Raw genomic sequence first — 19,697 nt, 5'->3', positions numbered from 1 at the left:
CCTCTACCACGTGTTCGGCTGGGCCTGGCTCACGGTGCTCTTCCCGTCGATGGGCGTGATGTTCGCGCTGGCGGGCTCCCTGATGGCACGCTCCCTGAACCGCCCGGCGGCGAGCGTGATCAAGGGCAGGCTGAGAAGGCTCCTGCCGCCGATGTGGGCGTTCGGCGCGATCCTCCTGCCCCTGATGCTGGCGGCCGGCTGGAACCCGGTGAAGGACCCCGACATCGGCGGCACGGCCGGTCTGGTGAAGCTCCTGACCTACGTCGTCCCGGTGGGCGCCCCGCCGTATCCCGAGCACCTGGGCTCCGACTCCGGCCTGCTGGACGTCACCTGGGCGGACGACGCGGCGGGCCCGCTGTGGTACCTGCGGGCGTATCTGTGGTTCGTCGTGGCGTCACCCCTGCTGCTGCGGGCGTTCCGCCGCGCCCCGTGGCCGACCCTGCTCGCCCCGCTCGCCCTGACCGCGGTGGTCGGCACCGGCCTGGTGACGATCCCCGGCGAGACGGGCGACGCGGTGACGGACTTCGCGGTCTACGGCGGCTGCTGGATCCTGGGCATCGCCCACCACGAGGGACTGCTGCGGCGGATCCCCCGCTATGCGGCGGTCTCGGTCTCATCCGCGCTGATGGCCTTCGCGCTGTGGTGGGCGTCCGGCCATCAGGGCCCCGACGGCTGGGACCTGAACGACATCCCGCTCGCCCAGGCGACCTGGTCCTTCGCGGTCGTCGTGATCCTGCTCCAGTACTCCCCGTCCTGGCAGCGCTTCCCCGACCGGCTGCGCCGCTGGGAGCCGCTCGTCACCCTCGCCAACAACCGTGCGGTCACGATCTACCTCTGGCACAACCTGCTCATCACCCTCACCGTCCCCCTCCTCGACGAGGCCTACAACCTGCCCTTCCTGCGGGGCGACCGCGTGTCGGCGTTCCTGGACTCCACCTACGGCCTGTGGATGTTCGTCCTGGTGTGGCCGCTGATCGCCGCCGCGATCCTCGCCTTCGGCTGGATCGAGGACCTGGCGGCGAGACGGAGACCACGACTGTGGCCGAGCGGGAAGCGGCGGCCGGGCGCGACCACGGGCAGGTGACCTCTCACCGTCCCGCCCCGCGAGGTGAGAGCAACGTTCCCCTGCGGTGACCCACCGCCACAGGCCGGAAACGCGCCTTTCCTACCGTCGGGCTCAGTCAGTCGACGACAGTCGACGGCCGGACCGAGCACCCGGAGCCCGTGGAGGCGCGATGACAGCCCCAGCCCCAGCCCCGCCCCGTCGCAGTGGCCGCTGGATCGAGCACTGGGACCCGGAGGACGAGGGGTTCTGGGAGGCGAGCGGGGAACGGATCGCCAACCGGAACCTCTGGTTCTCGGTCCTGTCCGAGCACATCGGCTTCTCGGTCTGGACCCTGTGGTCCGTCCTGGTGCTCTTCATGGGCCCGGAGTACGGCCTCACCCCCGCCGACAAGTTCCTGCTGACCTCGGTGGTCACCCTCGTCGGCGCCGTCGTGCGCGTCCCCTACACCTTCGCGGTGGCCCTCTTCGGCGGCCGGAACTGGACGATCGTCTCGGCGGCCCTGCTCCTCGTCCCGACGATCGCGGCCTTCACCGTCATGCACCCCGGCACCTCCTTCTCCACCTTCCTGGGGGTCGGGCTGCTCGCCGGCATCGGCGGCGGCAACTTCGCCTCCTCCATGACCAACATCAACGCCTTCTTCCCCCTGCGCAGGAAGGGCTGGGCGCTGGGCCTCAACGCCGGCGGCGGCAACGTCGGCGTGGCGGCGATCCAGCTGGTGGCGCTCGCCGTCATCGGGGCGAGCGGCGGACCGCGCGTCCTGCTGGGCATCTACATCCCGCTGATCGTCGTGGCCGCCGGGTGCGCCGCGCTCTTCATGGACAACCTGGCGACGGTGAAGAACGACACCGGCGCGGCGAAGGACGCCGCGAAGGACGCCCACACCTGGATCATGTCCTTCCTCTACATCGGCACCTTCGGCTCCTTCATCGGCTACAGCTTCGCCTTCGGCCAGGTGCTGACGAACCAGTTCGGCCGGACCCCGCTCCAGGCGACGTACCTCACCTTCATCGGCCCGCTGCTCGGCTCGCTGGTCCGGCCCGTCGGCGGCCGGCTCGCGGACCGGTACGGCGGTGCGCGGATCACCCTCTGGAACTACGTGGCCATGGCCGCCGCGACCGCCGCCCTGATCGCCGCGAGCCTCGAGAAGTCGCTCCCCCTGTTCGTGACCGTCTTCGTCGCCCTGTTCGCGCTGAGCGGCCTCGGCAACGGCTCGACGTACAAGATGATCCCGGGCATCTTCCAGGCCAAGGCCCTGGCCAAGGGGCTCGAAGGGGAGGCCGCCGTGGCCCACGGCCGCCGTGTCTCCGGCGCCTCCATGGGCCTGATCGGCGCCGTCGGCGCGCTCGGCGGGGTCGGCATCAACCTCGCCTTCCGCCAGTCCTTCCTCTCCTACGGCTCCGGGACCGGCGCGTTCGTCGCCTTCCTCGCCTTCTACGGCGTCTGCTTCGCGGTGACCTGGGCCGTATACCTCCGCCGCCCGGCGGGGCAGGCTGTGACTACGGTGGCAGCGGAGACGAAGTCGCGGCTCGACTACGCCGAGGTGTGACGTAACACCGGTGCAATGAAGCCGAACCGAGCCCGTCATGCGCCGTTGACAGGCTCGGTGGCGGCGTGCCGGTCAGCTAGGAGAGCGAGCACATGTACGACGAAGAGCACCAGGCCGAACGGTCCGAGCACGGGCCGCTCGCCGGATTCACCGTGGGCGTGACCGCCGCGCGCCGGGCCGACGAGCTGGGCGCCCTGCTCCAGCGGCGGGGTGCCACCGTCCTGCACGCGCCCGCCCTGCGCATCGTTCCGCTCGCCGACGACGGGGAGCTCCTCGCCGCCACCAAGGAGATCATCGACCAGGTGCCCGACGTGGTGGTCGCCACCACCGCGATCGGCTTCCGCGGCTGGGTGGAGGCGGCCGAGGGGTGGGGGCTCGGCGAGGCGCTGCTGGCCCGGCTGCGGCGGAGCGAGCTGCTGGCGCGCGGGCCCAAGGTGAAGGGTGCGATCCGGGCCGCCGGGCTGACCGAGGAGTGGTCCCCGTCGTCGGAGTCCATGGCGGAGGTGCTCGACCGGCTGCTCGGGCAGGGTGTGGAGGGCCGCCGGGTGGCCGTACAGCTGCACGGCGAACCGCTGCCGGGGTTCGTGGAGGCGTTGCGCGCCGGGGGAGCGGAGGTGGTCCCGGTGCCGGTGTACCGCTGGCTGCCCCCGGAGGACCCCGGCCCGCTGGACCGCCTCCTGGACGCCGCCGTCTCCCGCGGCCTGGACGCGCTCACCTTCACCAGCGCACCGGCCGCCGCGTCCCTGCTGGCGCGGGCCGAGGAGCGGGGACTGCTGCCCGAGCTGCTGGCCGCGCTCGGCCACGACGTGCTGCCGGCGTGCGTCGGCCCCGTCACCGCGGTGCCGTTGCAGGCGCACGGCATCGACACCGTGCAGCCGGAGCGGTTCCGGCTGGGCCCGCTGGTGCAGCTGCTGTGCCGCGAGCTGCCGGGGCGGGCGCGGGCGTTGCCCGTCGCGGGGCACCAGGTGGAGATCCGGGGCCACGCGGTGCTGGTGGACGGGGACCTGAAGCCGGTACCGCCGGCCGGGATGGCGTTGCTGCGCGCCCTGGCCCGCCGCCCCGGCTGGGTCGTCGCCCGCGCGGACCTGCTGCGCGCCCTGCCGGGGGCGGGCCGCGACGAACACGCGGTGGAAACGGCGATGGCCCGCCTGCGCACGGCGCTCGGAGCGCCGAAGCTGATCCAGACGGTGGTCAAGCGGGGCTACCGCCTGGCCCTGGACCCGGCGACGGAGGGGAAGTACGCGGAGGCGTAGGGGCGGAGCCCCGCCGATGACGCCTGGGCGGGCTTGCCGGCGTACCCGGCCGACGGCACGGCCGGGTGGAAGTCCGGGGCCCGGGAAAGTCCGTCGGTGGTCAAGCGGGGCTACCGCCTGGCTCTGGACCCGGTGACGGAGGGGAAGTACGCGGAGGCGTAGGGGCGGAGCCCCGCCGATGACGCCTGGGCGGCCTTGCCGGCGTACCCGGCCGACGGCACGGCCGGGTGGAAGTCCGGGGCCCGGGAAAGTCCGTCGGTGGTCAAGCGGGGCTACCGCCTGGCCCTGGACCCGGCGACGGAGGGGAAGTACGCGGAGGCGTAGGGGCGGGAGCCCCGCCCATGACGCCTGGGCGGGCTTGCCGGCGTACCCGGCCGACGGCACGGCCGGGTGGAAGTCCGGGGCCCGGGACAGACCGTCTCGTGCGGTTCCGGCTACCCCGCGGCGAGCGTGTCCGCCGGAGTGCGCGGCCACAGCGGCCACCCGTGGCGGCGGGCCTGTTCCCGCATGACCGGGTCGTCGCCCACGACGACCGCCCGGCCGGTCATGCGCAGCAGCGGCAGGTCGGAGACGTGGTCGCCGTAGGCCGTGGACGCGGCCAGGTCGAGCGCGCCACGGGTGGTCAGCGTGCGTACGGCCTCGGCCTTGGCCTCGCCGATCATGGGCACCTCCACCCGCCCGGTGTACGTGCCGTCCGCCGTATCGGGGTCGGAGCACAGCACGATGTCGGCGTCGAGATGGCGGGCGATCGGCGCGAGGCAGGCGCGGAAGGAGCCCGAGACGAGGACCACCAGGTCGCCGTCCCGCTGGTGTTCCCGGACCGCGGCCACCACGTGCTCGTTGAAGAAGGCCCCGGACCGCAGTTCGTCCCGGAACCAGTCCTCGGCGAGCCGGGCGATCTCCCGTACGTCGGCCCCGGCGTAGGAGGCGAAGTAGGCGCGGTTGGTCTCCGCGCGGGGCACGCCGGCGGCCGTCATGGCCTTCAGCCGCTGCCGCTCGTGGCGGTACGCCGACGGGGGGTGCCCCTCGGCGGCCAGGCGGTACTCCAGGAACCGGAACATGCTGGTGACGTTGATGACCGTGCCGTCGACGTCGAAGAAGGCGGCTGCTCGGCGCGTCGGTGTTCGTCGCATGGGAGTCGGCCTTCCGTGGGGTCTTGGCGGAGGTTCGTGGGCCTGTGGGGGAGCGGGGACGACGACACCCGCCCCGCGCGCCCGTACCGGGGGAGTGAGGAGCGCGCGGGGCGGAGCAGACAGGCCCGTCAGCCTGCCGCCGGCGGCTCCGCCACCGGCAGCAGCCCGCGCTCGGCGAAGACGCGCTTGGCCGTGCTGAGGGCGTTGAAGGTGCGCGGAAAGCCGATGAAGGCCAGGCCGTGCACCAGTGAGTCCACCACCTCCCGCGGGGTCAGGCCCGCGTTGAGCCCGAGGCCCAGGTGGAAGGCGAACTGCCGGTCGGTGTCGCCCAGGGCGGCGAGCATGGACAGCGTCACCAGTTGCCGTTGTCTGTCGTCGAGTCCGGGTCGGCCGTACAGGTCCCCGAAGACGAACTCGGCGACGTACTTCCCCATGTCGGGCGCCACCTCGGCGAGCGCCGTGAAGATCGCGTCGCCCTTGTCGCCGAGATCCTCCAGCCTGGCCTGTCCCCGCTCGAAGCGCGGGTTGCCGCGCTGTTCCACGCGGATGTCACGGGTCATGCCGCGGCCTCCGCGTGACGGGCGGTGAAGTCCAGCACCCGCTGCCAGGCGTCGGCGCTGACGTCCTTCCACTCCTCGGCGCCGCCGTCGAAGAAGGAGTGCGGGGCACCCTCGTAGATCTTGTACTCGTACGTCTTGTCCGCGTCGTCCAGCTTCCCGCGGAAGGCCGCGAAGTCCTCCTGGGTGGTGGCGACGTCGTTGCCCGCGAGCAGCAGGAGCAGCGGTGCGGAGATGTCCTTGAGGCGGTCCTCGGCGAGGCCCGGCAGGCCGTAGAAGCCGATGGAACCGGCCAGGCCCAGATCGGCGCCCGCCAGCCGCCAGGAGTGGCCGCCACCGAGGCAGAAGCCGACGGAGAAGACGGCGATGCCGGGGTTCCGCGCGGTCAGGAAGTCGGCCGCGGCACGGGCGTCCTCGGCCACCCGGTCCGGCACGAGTTGCTGGAAGTGCGGCTGCCACTCGAAGTCGTCGCCGCGCGGACCGAGGCCGGCGGTGCGGCCGTAGTAGTCCACCACGACGGCGGCGAACCCGGCCTCCGCGAACCGGCGGGCCAGTTCCTGGTAGTAGGCGTGGACGCCGCGGATGTCCGGGAGGATCACGACACCGCGGCCGTTGGGCTCACCGGGCTGGGCGTGGAAGGCCGTGAACGTCGTCCCGTCCTGGGAGGTCAGCTCGATCAGCCCCTCCCCGGCCACGCTGCCGGGGTCGGCGACGGCGGGGGGCCTGCTGTCGGTGCTGTGGCACATGGGGTGTTGACCTCTCTTCGATCACGATGTGCGGGGGAAACAGGGCGCTGTAGCCGGGGGCAGAGCCGAGACGTGCCGGGGATCCGGGGCGCCTTCACGCCGTGCGCAGTGCTCGGCGGGGGTGGGCGGGCACGCTGACGGCGCAGGTCAGCCGGGCGGTGCAGGAGCGCCTGCCGGAGCCGTCGCTGATGACGATCTCGTAGGTGGCCGTGGTCCGGCCCTCGTGCAGGGGCCGGCACACGCCCGTCACCTGGCCGCTGGCCACCCAGCGGTGGTGGGTGCAGGACAGGTCCAGGCCGACCGCACGGCCGCCCGGCCCGGAGTGCAGGAACGCGGCGATGGATCCCAGGGTCTCCGCCAGAACGGCGTTGGCACCGCCGTGCATGATGCCGACGGGCTGGCGGTTGCCGTCGACGGGCATGGTGCCGATGACCAGGCCGGGCTCGCATCGGACCAGCTCGATCCCCATCTTGGCGACGAGCTGTTCGTGGCTGAACTCGGCTGTCACGGCCCACGGGCCGAGTGCGACGTCGGACATGGCGACCTCCCCCTGTTGACGCCTTGAACGCCTTTGACGTTAGTCAATTTCCGCCTCGGTCCGAAAGGCCGTCACCTGGTGGTGTTCAAGGTGGTGTTGGCAGTAATCGCATGGGCTGACACCGCATGAACTGACTCTCCTTCGGCCGGCTTGACTCGGCTAGGTTCGAGAAGACCGAGAAGCGCCCGTTCGAGAGGTCGAATTCTTCTCACCGGGCCCGTCACAAGGGAGTGAGCGTTGCTTGATCAGGTGCCTGCCAGGGATGCCGATGCATTACTGCTCCACTCGGTCGACGACTACCTGGGACCGGGCGAAAAGCGGTTCTTCGGTTCCGGGTACCGGCGTGTGACATACCGCTACGGCACAGTGGAGATGACCCGCGGCGGGGAGGACCGGGCCGAACTGGCCGGCCGGCTCGACGTCCGCTATCCGGCCGACTGGTCGACCAAGGCGAGACGCGGCGATCTGCGCCCGCACCTGAGCACGGTCGACGGATTGATCGTCGCCGTGCACCTGAGCGAGGCCGTCCTCACCCATGCGCTGGGTCTCACCCCCGAAAGCCGCCGCACCAGCCGGGTCCTCGAGGTGCGGATCAAGGCGGGCACCACGCCCGACGAGGAGCTGACGGAGCTGCCCGTGCGCACCCGCCTGCTCGGCAGCACGCCGGCCGAGGACGGCGACGGCGAGGTCGTCTCCCGGCTGGAGACCCTGGTCGGCGCGATGCGGGTGCGCACCCGACTGCGGCATCCGGGGGACGGCCACGGCACGGCCGGCCCGGCCGAGGGGACCTACGCCTCGCCGGAGGGCCTGCTCGGCCCCGCCGACCGGCAGTACTACGGCACCGGCTTCGCGACCCGCACACAGAGCGTCCGCAAGGTCGCGGTGCAGGTGGCCGAGGCCCGCGCGGACGCCGTGGTGGACGTGGCACAGGAACCCGGCAGCGTGCTGTCGACCGACGGCACCGAGGGCATCTACCAGCCCTTCGTCGGCCTGGTCGACACCTTCGTGACCAGCCTTCAACTGGGCCAGATCCTGCTGTACGAGACGGACCGGGTCTCCCGCGGCGCCAGCAACACCCTCTGGATGCGCACCACCGTCCTGTCGGCCGGAGTCGAACCCGATCCCATTCGCTACGAAGCCCCGCTGAGCGTGCGACTCGAGAACAGCGCCCTGTTGCAGCGGGACGGCGAGACCTGGCGCGCCGCCGACATCGTCGGAACGCTCGCCGGAAACACCGTGCGTTGCAGCGTGGCACACCGACTGCCCGACTGACCTCGCATTCCCGTCCCAGTAATTTTCCGAGAAATTCCACGGGTGGCTCGCGCTGCCCGGAAGGAGCCTGCCATGCGTATCGCCATTTCCGGCACGTATTCTTCGGGGAAAACCCTCACCTCCTATGCGCTCGCGCACTACGTGGGAATCCCGCGCACCCGTGCCCGCACCATGCGGGAGCTGCTGCCGGAGGCCGTGCCCGGCAAGACCCTGGAGCAGTGCACCGCGGCCGAGCTGGTCCAGCTGATCGTGCGCCGCCACGTGGACCGGGCAGTGCACGAGAGCCGCTTCGAGGGCTCGTTCATCTCCGACGGCTCCTCGCTGCAGGAGTGGATCTACGGCGCCGTACGCGTGATCGTCGGCATCAACCCCAACGACTCCGTGCACCTGGGTGAGTTCGAGAGCGTCGAGCGCACTCCCGAGATCCAGGTGTTCGAGGACGTCATGGAGCAACTGGGCGTCGCCTTCAAGCAGCACGTACGGCAGACGTACGACGCCTTCGTGCATCTGCCGAACGAGCTGGCGCTGGCCGCCGACGGGCACCGCCCGGTCAACGAGCGGTTCCGCTCCATGGCCGACGAGCGGCTCCTCGAGGTCGCGGCCGAACTCGGCATCCCGGCCCACGTGGTGGGCGGCGGAGTGGCCGAGCGGCTGGTGGAGATCGCGCGGATCTTCGAGCTGCCGGCCTTGATGGCGCCCGAGGAGGCGATCGCGCGGGCGGAGGCCGAGTACCAGGCGCTGGACATGCGCATAGAGTCCGACCGGGCCTCGGTGATCGTGCGATGACCGACCGGGCCGCCGTTCTCGCGGGCCTCGGTTCCGCGCTGCCGCCCCGCGTGGTCACCAACGACGACCTCGCCGGCCGGATGGACACCTCCGACGAGTGGATCCGGACCCGGACGGGCATAGCCGAGCGGCGGGTCGTCGACCCCGGCACCGCCACCAGCGACCTCGCGATCGCCGCCGGGCAGCGCGCACTGGACTCGGCGGGTGTCCCGGACGTCGGCGCCGTCGTGGTCGCGACCGCCACGCCCGACCACCCGTGCCCGGCGACCGGGCCGATCGTCGCCGCGGCGCTGGGGCTGGGCACCGTGCCGGCCTTCGACGTCGGAGCCGTCTGCTCCGGGTTCCTGTACGCCCTGGCCACCGGCGCCGGGATGATCGCCGCGTCGGTGGCGGACAGTGTGCTGGTGGTCGGCGCCGACGCGTTCACCACCATCGTCGACCCCTATGACCGTACGACCGCCCCGATCTTCGCGGACGGCGCCGGCGCCGTGGTGCTCCGCGCGGGACGGGCCGACGAGCCGGGCGCGCTGCGGCAGACGCAGCTGGCCAGCGACGGGATGCAGGCCGACCTGATCCGGGTGGCGGCCGGCGGCTCCCGCCAGCGCAGCCACCACACCGAGGCGCTGCGTGAGGACCTGTACCTGAGGATGCGCGGCGGCGAGGTGTTCAAGAACGCGGTGCTGCGGATGACCGAGTCGTCGCGCACCGTCCTGTCCCGCACCGGCTGGTCCACCGCCGAGGTGGACCTCCTGGTCGGCCACCAGGCCAATGTGCGGATCCTGCACGCGGTGGCCGAACAGCTCGGCGTCGAGCAGGAGAAGGCGTACGTCAACATCGGCCACACCGGCAACACGGCCGCCGCCTCCATCCCCCTGGCCCTCGACGACGCCGCCGGCGAGGGCCGGCTGGGCCCCGGCGACAAGGTCTTGCTCACCGCCTTCGGCGCCGGCACCACCTGGGGCGCCATCACGCTCACCTGGCCCGACCGCCTCAGCCACGCACACCGGCAGGCGGCCTGAGCCGGCCCCGCAGCCCCGGTCGGCCGCCTGACCGGCCTGCCCGCACCGCCCACCCCCATGCCCGACCGGCGCCCGCACCGCCCACCCCCGCCTCATCGATCCACGCGAAGCCCCGGAGCACGTCTCCGAGGAGGGAGTACGAGATGCCTGTCACGGCATATCCCGGACTGGTCACGTTCATAGCCGACAAGGCCGAGGTCCCGGTCGAGGAGATCGACCCCGAGAAGACCCTGGAGGACCTTGCGCTGGACTCGCTGGCCCTCATCGAAGTCGCCCTGTTCATCCGGCGCGAGTACGGCGTCGACGTACCGGACGGCGACCTCGTCCTCAGCCAGAAGCTGTCCGAGTGGGCCGCCTACCTTGACGAGCGGGTGGGCCGATGAAGGCCGTCGTGACCACCGCCGTCGGCGCGCCGGACACGCTGCGCCTCACCGAGGTCGAGCGTCCCGCACCGATCCCCACGGAGGTCCTGGTCAGGGTCGCCGCCGCGGGCGTCAACCCGGTCGACTGGAAGATCCGCGCCGGCGTGTTCCCGCCCGGCGCGCTGGGCGCCCCGCCGTTCGTACAGGGCTGGGACGTCGCCGGGGTCGTCGAGTCCGGGCCGCGGGTGACCCGCTTCCGGCCCGGGGACGAGGTGTTCGGCCTCATCGGCTTCCCACGGCCGGGCGGCGCCTACGCGGAGTACGTCACCGCTCCCGCTCGCCAGTTCGCCCGCAAGCCCGCGGAGTTGAGCTTCGAGGAAGCTGCCGCGCTGCCGCTGGCCGGGCTCACCGCCTGGCAGACCCTCGTGGAGACCGCGCACATCAAGGCGGGCGACAAGGTGCTCGTCACCGCCGCCGCGGGCGGGGTCGGCCACCTGGCCGCCCAGGTCGCCCGCGCCTTCGACGCCGAGGTCACCGGTACCGCCCGCGCCGCCAAGCACGGATTCCTCCGCGAGGTCGGCGTCGACCACCCCGTCGACTACACCGCGGGGCCGCTGCACCACACGGTGACCGGACAGGACGTCGTCCTGGACCTGCTCGGCGGCGACCACAGCTTCCAACTGGCGCGCACGCTGCGCCCGGGCGGGCTGCTCATCACCGTGATCGGCCACGTCAGCCCCGAACTCGCCACCCACGCCGCCGCCCTCGGCGTGCGGGTCGTGGGCTTCCTGGTCGAGCCCGACCACGCCGGTCTCGAGGAACTGGCGCGGCTGGTGACGGCGGGCCTGCTGAAGGTCCGGGTGGACCAGGCCTTCCCGCTGGCCGAGGCCGCCAAGGCCCACGAGTACGGCGAGGCCGACCGCACCAAAGGGAAGATCGTGCTGGTCCCATGACATCGCCAGGGACCCGCAGGATCTCCCGACACCGGTCCACTCCTGCGGCTCACCGGACCGGGCGCCGCGCCGACAAGGCGCTGCGTCCGGCCGGCGGGCTGCCGGACCGGCTGGTCACGGTGTTCGCCGTGGCCGCGGGGCTGGCCGTGGCCAACATCTACTACGCGCACCCGCTGCTCACCGCGATCGCCTCGGCGTTCGGCGTCGGCAGCACGGCCGCGTCTTCGGTGGTCACGGCCTCCACCGCCGGCTACACGGTCGGCCTGGCCCTGCTGGTGCCGCTCGGCGACATCGTCAACCGGCGCCGGCTGCTGGTCGCCCTGCTGCTGGTGACCGCGCTCGCCCAGGCCGCCTCGGCAGCCGCGCCCACGGTCACCGCGCTGGTCGTCCTGTCCGGGCTGATGGCGGTGACGGCGGTCGGGGCCCCGCTCCTCGTGGCGTTCGCCGCCGCGCTGGCGCGCCCCGAGCAGCGCGGCCAGGTCACCGGCCGGGTGATGAGCGGGGTGCTCGGCGGTGTCCTGCTCGCCCGCACCGGCTCCGGTCTGCTCGCGCAGTGGACCGGCAGCTGGCGCACGGTGTTCGCGGTGGCGGCCGTGGGGATGCTGGTGCTCGCGGCGCTCCTGTGGCGGCTGCTGCCCGACCTCGAACCGCCCGAGAAGCTGGGCTACTTCGCCCTGCTGCGGTCCGTGGCGTCCGTGGTCGCGCAGGAGCCGCTGCTGCGGCTGCGCTGCCTGTACGGCTTTCTCACCTTCGCCTCGTTCAGCGCCTTCTGGGCTTCGGCGGCCTTCCTGCTGGCCCGCCCCCCGTACTCCTACGGTGCGGCGCTGATCGGCGCGTTCGGACTGCTCGGCGTCGCGGGAGCGGTGGCCGCGCGGGCCACCGGTCCCCTGGTGGACCGCGGCCGCGACCGCCTGGCCACCACCCTGCTCTACGGCGCCAACCTGGTCGCCTGGGCGCTGCTCGCCCTCGACGGCGGCCGCCTTCCGGTCTGCCTGGTGCTCGGCGTCCTGCTGCTCGACTTCGGCGTGCAGGGCGCGCAGGTCACCAACCTCGGCGTTCTCTACCGGCTGCGTCCCGAGGCCCGCAACCGCATCACGATGGCCTACATGTCCGCCTACTTCCTGGGCGGCGCGGCGGGTTCGGCGCTCTCGGGCGCCGTGTACTCCGCCGCGGGCTGGTCCGGTGTGTCGGCGGCCGGGGGCGGCCTGGCCGCGCTGGTGCTCGTGCTGTGGGGCGTCGAGCAGCTGCGCGGACAGACGACGTGACATCCCCTTTCCGTCCCCTCTGAAGGAGTTCTCGTGCCCACTCGTCCGGCGGGCGCCGTACGTTCCCGTCCCGTCCTCACCCTCATCGCGGTCTGCGTCTCCTGCGGGCTGCTCCCCGCCTCCCTCACCGGAACCTCCGTCGCCCTTCCCGACCTCGGCTCCGACCTGCACGCGTCGCTGGTGACCGTGCAGTGGGTCGTCAACGCCTACAACCTCACCTTCGCGAGCGTGATGCTGGTCGCGGGCTCACTCGCCGACCTGCTCGGCCGGCGCCGGATGTTCACGCTGGGTCTCGCCGTCTTCGTGCTGTGCACGACGGGGGCCGCTCTGGTCTCCGAGGTGGTCTGGATCGACGTCCTGCGCGGCGCGGCCGGCATCGGGGCGGCGATGGTGCTCACCGCGGCGACCGCGCTGCTCGCCCAGGCGTACGACGACGAGGGCCGGGCTCGTGCGTTCGGGTTCCTCGGCTCCTCCTTCGGCCTGGGCCTCGCGCTCGGTCCGTCGCTGTCCGGCCTGCTCGTCGGGGCCTGGGGCTGGCGCTCGGTGTTCCTCGCCCACGCCGCCGTCGCCGCGGCCGTACTCCTGCTGCGCCCGCTGCTGACCGAGTCCCGTGACCCGGGCGCGCAGGGAGTCGACTACCCCGGCGCGACCACCTTCAGCGGCGCCCTGTTCGCCCTCACGCTGGCCCTGGTCGAGGGCCCGCAGCTGGGCTGGGCGCACCCGGTGGTGCTGGGGCTCGCCGCGGCGGCCGTCGTCCTGCTCGTGGCGTTCGTGCGGATCGAGAAGCGGCGCGCGCGGCCGATGCTGGAGCTGTCGCTGCTGCGCGAACCGAAGTTCGTCGCGGTCAGTCTGATGCCGGTCCTGCTGGCCTTCGGCTTTGTGTGCCTGCTGGTCTTCCTGCCGTCCTTCTTCATCGGTGTCAACGGCATGAGTTCGCAGCGGGCCGGCCTGACCATGCTGCTGCTCAGCGGCCCGGTGCTGGCGCTGCCCGTGGTGAGCGGTGCACTCGCGCGCCGCGTCAGCGCGTCCGTGCTGCTCGGGGTGAGCCTGCTGCTGGTGGCGGCCGGCGCGGCCTGGCTGACCGTCCTCGACCAGCACTCCACCACCCTCGCGCTGGCCGGTCCGCTGCTCGTCATCGGCACCGGCGTCGGCATCTCCTTCGGCCTGCTCGACGGCGCCGCGGTCGGCTCGGTGGACGCGAGCCGGGCCGGCATGGCGGCCGGCCTGTTCAACACCATGCGGCTGACCGGCGAGGCCGTCGCCATCGCGGGCATGGGGTCCGTGCTCGTCAGCATCACCCAGCACAACCTGAGGCATCCGAGCGGCTGGGAGGGAAGCGTCGGCGAGCTCGCCAACCGGGTCGTGCAGGGCGAGATCGCCTCGGTGGCCGACAAGGTCCCGGCGCCCCGGCGTGCCGACTTCACGGTGTTCGTGTCGGACGCCTACACCTCCGCCCTGCACACCGTGCTGTGGCTGCTCGCGGCCGTGTGCGCCGTGGGCGCCCCGCTGATCATGCGCATGCTGCGGCCCGCACCCGCAGGGCGGACCGTCCGGGCCGAGGAAGGCCACGACGCCAAGGAACCGATCACGATGGGAGAAACCTCATGAGCAAGCCGGACACGAGGCCGGTGCTGGTCGTCGGTGCGGGCCCGGTGGGCCTGACGGCCGCGGCCGAACTGGCCCGGCGCGGTGTACCGGTGCGCCTGGTGGACAAGGCGGCCGAGCCCAGCCCGCTGACCAAGGCGCTGATGGTGTGGCCGCGCACGCTGGAGGTGTTCCGGGGGCTCGGTGCCGCCGCGTACATCGACAAGCACGGCCTGCCCGTGCACTCGTTCCGCTACAACTCCGGCACCGAGCCGATCTGCGACATCGTCTTCGGCGACCGCACCCGGCCCATGGTCATCACCCAGCCCGATGTCGAAGAGCTGCTGCGCACGGCGCTGGAGGACACGGGCCGGACGGTGGAGTGGCGCACCGAGCTGACCCGGCTCAGCCAGGACCCGGAAGGGGTGCTGGCGACCCTGCGCGGCCCCGACGGCGAGGAGTCCACCGAGGAGTTCGCCTACGTCGTCGGCGGCGACGGCGCGAGCAGCACCGTGCGCAAGGCGATCGGCGTGGAGTTCAAGGGGGCGACGTACCCGAACGTGTTCATCCTGGCCGACACCGCGATCGACGGCGACCTGCAGCGCGACGCCGTGCACTACTACTGCACGGAGAACGGGATCATGGTGCTGGTCCCGTTGTACAACGGACGGTTCCGGGTGTTCACCGCGGGGCCGCCCGGCATGAAGCCGGAGGACCTGACGCACGAGGTGCTCCAGGACTTCGTCGACAAGCGCGGTCCCGGCGGCCTGAAGCTGTACGACGTCTCCTGGCAGACGACGTTCAGCATCCACGCCCGGCACGCCGAGCGGTTCCGCGCGGGCCGGGTCTTCCTCGCCGGCGATGCCGCTCACATCCACAGCCCCGCGGGCGGCCAGGGACTCAACACCGGCGTGACGGACGCCCACAACCTCGCCTGGAAGCTGGCGCTCGTGCACCGGGGCGCGGCCGCACCCGCCCTGCTCGACAGCTACGGCGGCGAGCGCGCCGCCGTCGCACAGGCCGTGGTGAAGCAGGCCGAGGTGCAGACGAAGGCATGGATGCTGGCCAAGCCCTGGCAGATCCTGCTGCGCGACGTGTCCGCCCGGCTCGCCGAGCGCACCGGCGTCTTCGACCGCTACTACTCGCCGTGGCTGGCGGGTCTGACCAACCACTACCCGGCCGGCCCCGCCGTGGACGAGGACAGGAGCGGGCGGCTGCGCCGCCCGCTCCACCGCAACGGTCACCTGCTCGCGGACCCCGCGCTGCGCGAGTCGCTGCCGGTCGACCGCTACACGCTGCTCGTCACGCTCCCGCCGTCCGGCGGGCAACCGCCGCGACTGGCGGAACTCGAGAGCACGTACGAGGAGTTGCTGACGGTCCGCACCACACGCGGTCGGCGCTTCTCCGCCGTCCTGGTCCGCCCGGACCACTACGTCGCCGCCCAGGACTCCGTACCGGACCTGGGGCGGATCCTGCGCCATCTCGAGTCGCTCGCCGGCACCCCTGACACCACCGGCACTCAGCACACCAAGGAAGGAAAGGCCGCATGACCCAGCACACCCCCCGGAGCACCGCCGAGACCGTCCAGGAATTCTTCAACCGCTTCGGCGTGGGCGACCTGCCCGGACTGCCGGAGCTCTTCGCCGAGGACGTCGACGTGGTGGTGGCGGGCGCCCCGCTCGTCCCGTGGACGGGGCACCTCGTCGGCCGGCAGGAGATCGAAGGGTACTTCCAGCGGTTCCTGGAAGCTGTTCAGACCCAGCGATTCGACGTCGAGAAGATCGCCGTGGACGGCGAGGACGCCATTGTCCTCGGTGAGTTCGCGCACAAGGTGACCTCGACAGGGAAGCCGTTCACGGGCCCGTTCGCGATCCGGATCACGGTCCGCGACGGACTGATCCGGCGTTACCAGACGTTCGAGGACAGCTACGCCGCCGCGATCGCCTTCTCCGAGGACAGCTGACCGTCCTCGTCGCCGTCCTCGCCCGGCCGGTCCGGATCCTCCGCTTCCGGACCGGCCGCCGCGAAGAAGGCGTCCAGTTTCTCCCTCGTGTCCTGCGCCGTCGGCATGTGCAGGACGAGCTGGATCTCGTGGTCCGCGGCCAGCTCCCACTCGTGGACGTCGAAGCCGAGCGTTCCGACCTCGCCGTGGACGATCTCCTTCGCCCGGCTCTTCATCGGTTCCAGCACTTCATGGCTGCTCCACAGCCGGGCGAACTGCGGGCTTCTCTCGTTCAGTTCGTCGACGATGCGCTCCACCTCGGGTCGGCCGAAGCAATCGGCCACGTCCGCGCGGAAGCGGGCGACCGTGCTGCGAGCCAGCGCCTCGGCCTGCACATAGCGCCGGCGGCAGCTCTCGTCCGTGAAGAACTCCACCAGGATGTTCCCGCCCGGCCCCGGGAAGCCCAGGAACTCGGGTACCGCGGAGTTGGCCGCCAGGATGTTCCAGCAACGGTCCCGCACCAGCGCGGGGTTGGGGAACCAGTGGTTCACGATCTCGGCCAGGCGCTCGGGATCGTCGGGACCGCTGTCGGCCCGCTGATCCACGTCCGGTGTCCTCAGACCCGCCAGCCGGTGGAGGTAGATCTCCTCCGCGGGGTTGAGCCGCAGCGCACCGCTGATCGCGCCGAGCACCGACTCCGAGACATTGATGTCCCTCCCCTGTTCGAGCCAGGTGTACCAGGAGGTGCCTACCCCGGCCAGGACGGCGACCTCTTCTCTGCGCAATCCGGGAGTACGGCGGCGGCCCGACGTATTGAGCCCGACATCGGCGGGGTTCAGCCGCATCCGCCGGCTCCGGAGAAAATGAGACAACTCCTCAAGCTGACGCTTTCTATGATGTTTGGCCATGAAAGTGAGGCTGTCTGAAAGGCAATACCCAGTCAAGTAAAGGCCTTGCCAAGGATGACTTGATTGCGACGGCGCGGCGCCTTCGTCGCGGAGTCTCGGCAAGTCAGTGGCCGCGAGCGGCTCGCGGATCACCGTCGTGCGTGGCTAATTCCAGCGGTTGACGAAGGTGGAATTAAGACTTCCGTCTGCCTGCGTCGCAGGTCAACGCCGAGAGGCAAGAGCTTTCTGTTGATTCGCCATTCAAATATTCAGCCAAAACACGGTGCCGGAGAGTGTGTGACGCCAAGAATCGGTACGTCGGTGGTCCGGCGCCCCGATCTCCGGTCCCGACGGAACGGCCGGCCGGGGGCACCGCGCCACCCGGTTCGTCGCGGCTCCGGCGCGGACCGTGCTCCGTCACCGTGGACACCGCGGCACGACCCTGGCTCCGGGCACGGCCAGGGCGTCGAACCGCCCTACGGGATCAGTGTCGAACCGCCCTACGGGATCAGCGGGGTACGAGGGCTTCCAGCCGGGCGTCCGGGCGGGCACTGTGAAGAGGAGAGCCTCACGCTTCCTGCCTAGGCGGTGACAGGCACATGGCACTGGGTACGGACACGCCCCCGTACGAGCCGCGGTTCGACGCCGGACGGATCTGCCTGGATCTCCTCGGCACCGCCCATCCCGAGGAACGGCTGGACTCGCCGGCGTCGCTGTGCGCCTGGATCGCGGGATCGGGGCTCGTGCCACCGGGCACGGCGTTGGCCCACGCCGACCTGTCCTGGCTGGACGCCTTCCGCGAACTACGCGGACACGTCGGCGACTTGGTGCACGGATGCCTGTCCGGCACCCTCCCCTCCCACGCACACGCCCGCGCCCTCGCCCACCTCAACGCCCTCGCCCGCCCGGCCCCGCCCGCTCCCCGTGCCGTACGGTCCGAAGACGGCACTCTTGTACGCGAGTTGGCCGATCCGCCCGGCTGCGTCTCCCTGCTGGCGGTCGTCGCACGCGACGCCGTGGACCTGCTCACCGACCCCGTGGCCCGGGCGGCCCTGCGCCAGTGCGAGGGCGACAACTGCCCGATCGTCTACCTGGACACCTCCCGTGGCCGCAGGAGGCGCTGGTGCTCCAGCGAGGTCTGCGGCAACCGCGAACGAGTAGCCCGCCACCGCCGCCGCGCGGCCATGGCCCGCACCTGAAGGCACTCGGCTGGAGGCTGGCGTCGTGGTGCTGACAGTGCCCTGGCCCGCTCCGAGTGGCACCGGAGCGGGCCAGGGCCAGTGGCGTCCGGGTCAGCTGAGGCCGCTGACCCGGGGGTTGTCGCCGGGAGCTGCCGCGTCGGCGGGCGGGAGAGCGGTGTTCCAGATGCGGACATCGCTGATCTGCGCGTTCGCGTACTCCGCGTAGCTGTTCTGGTAGAGCCGTCGGCCGATCTGGACGGGGCCGGTGGCGTTCCAGGACGTACCGGCGTAGTCCTTGGTCGCGGACAGGGTGCCGTTGACGTACAGGCTCAGCTTCCCGGCATCGGCGTCGAAGACGCCGACAAGGTGGGTCCACTTGCCGGTGACAGCCTTCGCACCGTAGGCGGCCGTGAATGAATCGGTGCCGTCGTCGGCGTTGTGCCGGTTGAAGGCCCACACCTGCGCACCGGAGGAGTAGTACAACTGGAAGCCGTTCGCCGCGCCGACCGAGGGAGCGTCGGACTGCGAGACGAAGGTGGAGTTGGCGGCCAGTGAGTTGAGCTTGACCCAGGCGGAGACGGTGAAACTCTGGGACGTGTTCACCGCCGGCCCTGTTGTCGCCGCATAGCCAGTGGTTCCGCCCAGGCTGAGCACCTTGCCGCGGGTGCTGTCCGCCGCCCAGGAGTAGGCGCCGGCGAGTGAGGCGTCGAGTCCGGCTGCCTGGTCGGCGGCGGTGACGCCGGTGCCGTCGGCGAGGTTCCACCAGTGCGTCGAGCTGTTGACGGCGGCGCCGAGGGGCATGGGGGCGGCGAAGGCAGCGGTCGTTCCGCCGGGTGCCACCCCTGAGTACTCGGTGAGCTGACCTCCGCTGTCGACGGCGTACAGGTCGGGGTTGCCGTCCGGTCCGCCGTCGGTGCTGTTGATGTCACCGGGGGAGGCGACATTCGGGTCTGCGGCCTTGGGCAGGACCGGCGTCAAGGCGGTCCCCGGATGGGCGTTCCAGCCTGCGGCGGCCGAGCTGGTCCAGTTCTGCGCCGCGGTGTTGTTGCAGCTGTGGATCTGGGCCTGGGTGCCGTTGGTCGTGCTGGCACCAGGGTCGTCCAGGCACTTGCCGGACTGCGGGTTGACGAGGCTGCCGTTCGCACCCGGGGTCCACTTCTGCGCGCCGGTGCCGTTGCAGCTGTGCAGCTGGAGGAGGGTGCCGTCGGCGGTGCCGCCACCGGTGACGTCCAGGCACTTGCCCAGCACCCGCAGGGAGCCGTCGGCGATATAGGACCACTGCTGTGCGGGAGTGCCGTTGCAGGTGTGGACCTGGATCTTGGTGCTGTCCGCGGTCCCGGCCCCTGCGTCGTCCAGGCAGAGCGTCCCGCCGCCGGACACTGTCACAGCGGAGGTCAGTGCGGTGCTGACCGGTGCGTGCAGCAGCGGCGGCAGACCGTTGCCGTCGAGGGTGAGGGGGTAGGTTCGGGCGAGCGCGCAGGCGCGGGCGGAAGAGGCGGACGCGACCGCTGCTGCACCGGACGCCCCGGCCAAGGGCGCCTCGGGCACCAAGCCGGCCCGCGCGGGCGATTCCCCGGAGCGCGGCTGCAGCTTCTCGCCAGACACAC

Annotated in this window: 19 protein-coding genes; 13 read left to right on the top strand and 6 right to left on the bottom strand. The window is 71.8% G+C overall.

What is annotated here, in order from left to right; all coding sequences use genetic code 11:
- The 3 genes from ABZ484_RS29995 to ABZ484_RS29985 form a co-directional block, all read left to right on the top strand.
- The coding region (locus ABZ484_RS29995; protein WP_358869060.1) for an acyltransferase at positions 1–1,084 on the top strand (1,084 nt) is incomplete at its 5' end.
- Positions 1,085–1,235: 151 nt separating this feature from the next.
- Positions 1,236–2,612: a nitrate/nitrite transporter gene (locus ABZ484_RS29990; RefSeq protein ID WP_358869059.1), complete on the top strand. Its 1,377-nt coding sequence runs from the start codon at positions 1,236–1,238 to the stop codon at positions 2,610–2,612.
- A gap of 92 nt (positions 2,613–2,704) precedes the next feature.
- Entirely contained in the window at positions 2,705–3,865 is a 1,161-nt protein-coding gene (locus ABZ484_RS29985; protein ID WP_358869058.1) for a uroporphyrinogen-III synthase, read from the top strand.
- A gap of 434 nt (positions 3,866–4,299) precedes the next feature.
- Here ABZ484_RS29985 and ABZ484_RS29980 read toward each other — a convergent pair whose 3' ends face one another.
- The 4 genes from ABZ484_RS29980 to ABZ484_RS29965 all read right to left on the bottom strand — a co-directional run bounded on the left by ABZ484_RS29980 (position 4,300) and on the right by ABZ484_RS29965 (position 6,839).
- Positions 4,300–4,998 carry an HAD-IB family hydrolase gene (locus ABZ484_RS29980; RefSeq protein ID WP_358869057.1) on the bottom strand — a complete coding sequence of 233 codons (699 nt, stop codon included), beginning with the start codon at positions 4,996–4,998 and terminating at the stop codon, positions 4,300–4,302.
- Positions 4,999–5,126: 128 nt separating this feature from the next.
- Positions 5,127–5,558: a carboxymuconolactone decarboxylase family protein gene (locus ABZ484_RS29975; protein WP_358869056.1), complete on the bottom strand. Its 432-nt coding sequence runs from the start codon at positions 5,556–5,558 to the stop codon at positions 5,127–5,129.
- A complete protein-coding gene (locus ABZ484_RS29970) occupies positions 5,555–6,301 on the bottom strand; it encodes a dienelactone hydrolase family protein (protein ID WP_358869055.1) in 747 nt (248 codons plus the stop codon). Before ABZ484_RS29970 ends, ABZ484_RS29975 begins: the two co-directional genes overlap by 4 nt.
- Before the next feature lie 94 nt (positions 6,302–6,395).
- The gene (locus ABZ484_RS29965) at positions 6,396–6,839 is read right to left on the bottom strand and encodes a hotdog fold thioesterase (RefSeq protein ID WP_358869054.1); all 444 of its coding nucleotides are present in this window, start codon (positions 6,837–6,839) and stop codon (positions 6,396–6,398) included.
- 249 nt (positions 6,840–7,088) lie between these two features.
- Here ABZ484_RS29965 and ABZ484_RS29960 point away from each other — a divergent pair, with 249 nt between their 5' ends.
- The 9 genes from ABZ484_RS29960 (at position 7,089) to ABZ484_RS29920 (ending at position 16,043) form a co-directional block, all read left to right on the top strand.
- Positions 7,089–8,111 carry an AvrD family protein gene (locus ABZ484_RS29960; protein ID WP_358869053.1) on the top strand — a complete coding sequence of 341 codons (1,023 nt, stop codon included), beginning with the start codon at positions 7,089–7,091 and terminating at the stop codon, positions 8,109–8,111.
- A gap of 72 nt (positions 8,112–8,183) precedes the next feature.
- On the top strand, positions 8,184–8,897 hold the full coding sequence (locus ABZ484_RS29955; protein ID WP_358869052.1) for an AAA family ATPase: 714 nt from the start codon (positions 8,184–8,186) through the stop codon (positions 8,895–8,897).
- Positions 8,894–9,916 carry a beta-ketoacyl-ACP synthase III gene (locus ABZ484_RS29950; RefSeq protein ID WP_358869051.1) on the top strand — a complete coding sequence of 341 codons (1,023 nt, stop codon included), beginning with the start codon at positions 8,894–8,896 and terminating at the stop codon, positions 9,914–9,916. Before ABZ484_RS29955 ends, ABZ484_RS29950 begins: the two co-directional genes overlap by 4 nt.
- A gap of 143 nt (positions 9,917–10,059) precedes the next feature.
- Positions 10,060–10,299, top strand: coding sequence for an acyl carrier protein (locus ABZ484_RS29945; protein WP_358869050.1), 240 nt, complete (start codon positions 10,060–10,062; stop codon positions 10,297–10,299).
- Complete coding sequence (locus ABZ484_RS29940) at positions 10,296–11,231, top strand: NADP-dependent oxidoreductase (protein WP_358869049.1); 936 nt, start codon at positions 10,296–10,298, stop codon at positions 11,229–11,231. Before ABZ484_RS29945 ends, ABZ484_RS29940 begins: the two co-directional genes overlap by 4 nt.
- Positions 11,228–12,496: an MFS transporter gene (locus tag ABZ484_RS29935; RefSeq protein WP_358869048.1), complete on the top strand. Its 1,269-nt coding sequence runs from the start codon at positions 11,228–11,230 to the stop codon at positions 12,494–12,496. The genes ABZ484_RS29940 and ABZ484_RS29935 overlap by 4 nt, the downstream gene beginning before the upstream one ends.
- Positions 12,497–12,529: 33 nt before the next feature.
- Positions 12,530–14,104: an MFS transporter gene (locus ABZ484_RS29930; RefSeq protein WP_358869047.1), complete on the top strand. Its 1,575-nt coding sequence runs from the start codon at positions 12,530–12,532 to the stop codon at positions 14,102–14,104.
- Entirely contained in the window at positions 14,101–15,630 is a 1,530-nt protein-coding gene (locus ABZ484_RS29925; RefSeq protein ID WP_358869046.1) for an FAD-dependent monooxygenase, read from the top strand. The genes ABZ484_RS29930 and ABZ484_RS29925 overlap by 4 nt, the downstream gene beginning before the upstream one ends.
- On the top strand, positions 15,627–16,043 hold the full coding sequence (locus tag ABZ484_RS29920) for a nuclear transport factor 2 family protein (protein WP_358869045.1): 417 nt from the start codon (positions 15,627–15,629) through the stop codon (positions 16,041–16,043). The genes ABZ484_RS29925 and ABZ484_RS29920 overlap by 4 nt, the downstream gene beginning before the upstream one ends.
- Here ABZ484_RS29920 and ABZ484_RS29915 read toward each other — a convergent pair.
- On the bottom strand, positions 16,007–16,930 hold the full coding sequence (locus ABZ484_RS29915) for a helix-turn-helix transcriptional regulator (protein ID WP_358869044.1): 924 nt from the start codon (positions 16,928–16,930) through the stop codon (positions 16,007–16,009). The two genes, ABZ484_RS29920 and ABZ484_RS29915, sit on opposite strands and share 37 nt — an antisense overlap.
- Before the next feature lie 578 nt (positions 16,931–17,508).
- Here ABZ484_RS29915 and ABZ484_RS29910 point away from each other — a divergent pair.
- Positions 17,509–18,108, top strand: a complete 600-nt coding sequence (locus ABZ484_RS29910) for an ABATE domain-containing protein (RefSeq protein ID WP_358869043.1) — start codon at positions 17,509–17,511, stop codon at positions 18,106–18,108.
- 93 nt (positions 18,109–18,201) lie between these two features.
- On the opposite strand, the gene ABZ484_RS29905 is transcribed toward ABZ484_RS29910, so the two are convergent.
- On the bottom strand, positions 18,202–19,695 hold the full coding sequence (locus ABZ484_RS29905; RefSeq protein WP_358869042.1) for a LamG-like jellyroll fold domain-containing protein: 1,494 nt from the start codon (positions 19,693–19,695) through the stop codon (positions 18,202–18,204).
- Between the last annotated feature and the right edge of the window lie 2 nt (positions 19,696–19,697).

Origin of the sequence: Streptomyces sp. NPDC006393, assembly GCF_040628575.1 — a bacterium.
Lineage (GTDB): Bacteria > Actinomycetota > Actinomycetes > Streptomycetales > Streptomycetaceae > Streptomyces.
This window is presented reverse-complemented; position numbering and strand designations above follow the sequence as displayed.

What these genes read in the sequence shown, in the direction of transcription:
- ABZ484_RS29980 (WP_358869057.1), bottom strand. Translation starts at nt 4,998, where the DNA reads ATGCGACGAACACCGACGCGCCGAGCAGCCGCCTTCTTCGACGTCGAC.
- ABZ484_RS29940 (WP_358869049.1), top strand. Translation starts at nt 10,296, where the DNA reads ATGAAGGCCGTCGTGACCACCGCCGTCGGCGCGCCGGACACGCTGCGC.
- ABZ484_RS29970 (WP_358869055.1), bottom strand. Translation starts at nt 6,301, where the DNA reads ATGTGCCACAGCACCGACAGCAGGCCCCCCGCCGTCGCCGACCCCGGC.
- ABZ484_RS29925 (WP_358869046.1), top strand. Translation starts at nt 14,101, where the DNA reads ATGAGCAAGCCGGACACGAGGCCGGTGCTGGTCGTCGGTGCGGGCCCG.
- ABZ484_RS29945 (WP_358869050.1), top strand. Translation starts at nt 10,060, where the DNA reads ATGCCTGTCACGGCATATCCCGGACTGGTCACGTTCATAGCCGACAAG.
- ABZ484_RS29965 (WP_358869054.1), bottom strand. Translation starts at nt 6,839, where the DNA reads ATGTCCGACGTCGCACTCGGCCCGTGGGCCGTGACAGCCGAGTTCAGC.
- ABZ484_RS29955 (WP_358869052.1), top strand. Translation starts at nt 8,184, where the DNA reads ATGCGTATCGCCATTTCCGGCACGTATTCTTCGGGGAAAACCCTCACC.
- ABZ484_RS29985 (WP_358869058.1), top strand. Translation starts at nt 2,705, where the DNA reads ATGTACGACGAAGAGCACCAGGCCGAACGGTCCGAGCACGGGCCGCTC.
- ABZ484_RS29950 (WP_358869051.1), top strand. Translation starts at nt 8,894, where the DNA reads ATGACCGACCGGGCCGCCGTTCTCGCGGGCCTCGGTTCCGCGCTGCCG.
- ABZ484_RS29915 (WP_358869044.1), bottom strand. Translation starts at nt 16,930, where the DNA reads ATGGCCAAACATCATAGAAAGCGTCAGCTTGAGGAGTTGTCTCATTTT.
- ABZ484_RS29910 (WP_358869043.1), top strand. Translation starts at nt 17,509, where the DNA reads ATGGCACTGGGTACGGACACGCCCCCGTACGAGCCGCGGTTCGACGCC.
- ABZ484_RS29975 (WP_358869056.1), bottom strand. Translation starts at nt 5,558, where the DNA reads ATGACCCGTGACATCCGCGTGGAACAGCGCGGCAACCCGCGCTTCGAG.
- ABZ484_RS29935 (WP_358869048.1), top strand. Translation starts at nt 11,228, where the DNA reads ATGACATCGCCAGGGACCCGCAGGATCTCCCGACACCGGTCCACTCCT.
- ABZ484_RS29920 (WP_358869045.1), top strand. Translation starts at nt 15,627, where the DNA reads ATGACCCAGCACACCCCCCGGAGCACCGCCGAGACCGTCCAGGAATTC.
- ABZ484_RS29990 (WP_358869059.1), top strand. Translation starts at nt 1,236, where the DNA reads ATGACAGCCCCAGCCCCAGCCCCGCCCCGTCGCAGTGGCCGCTGGATC.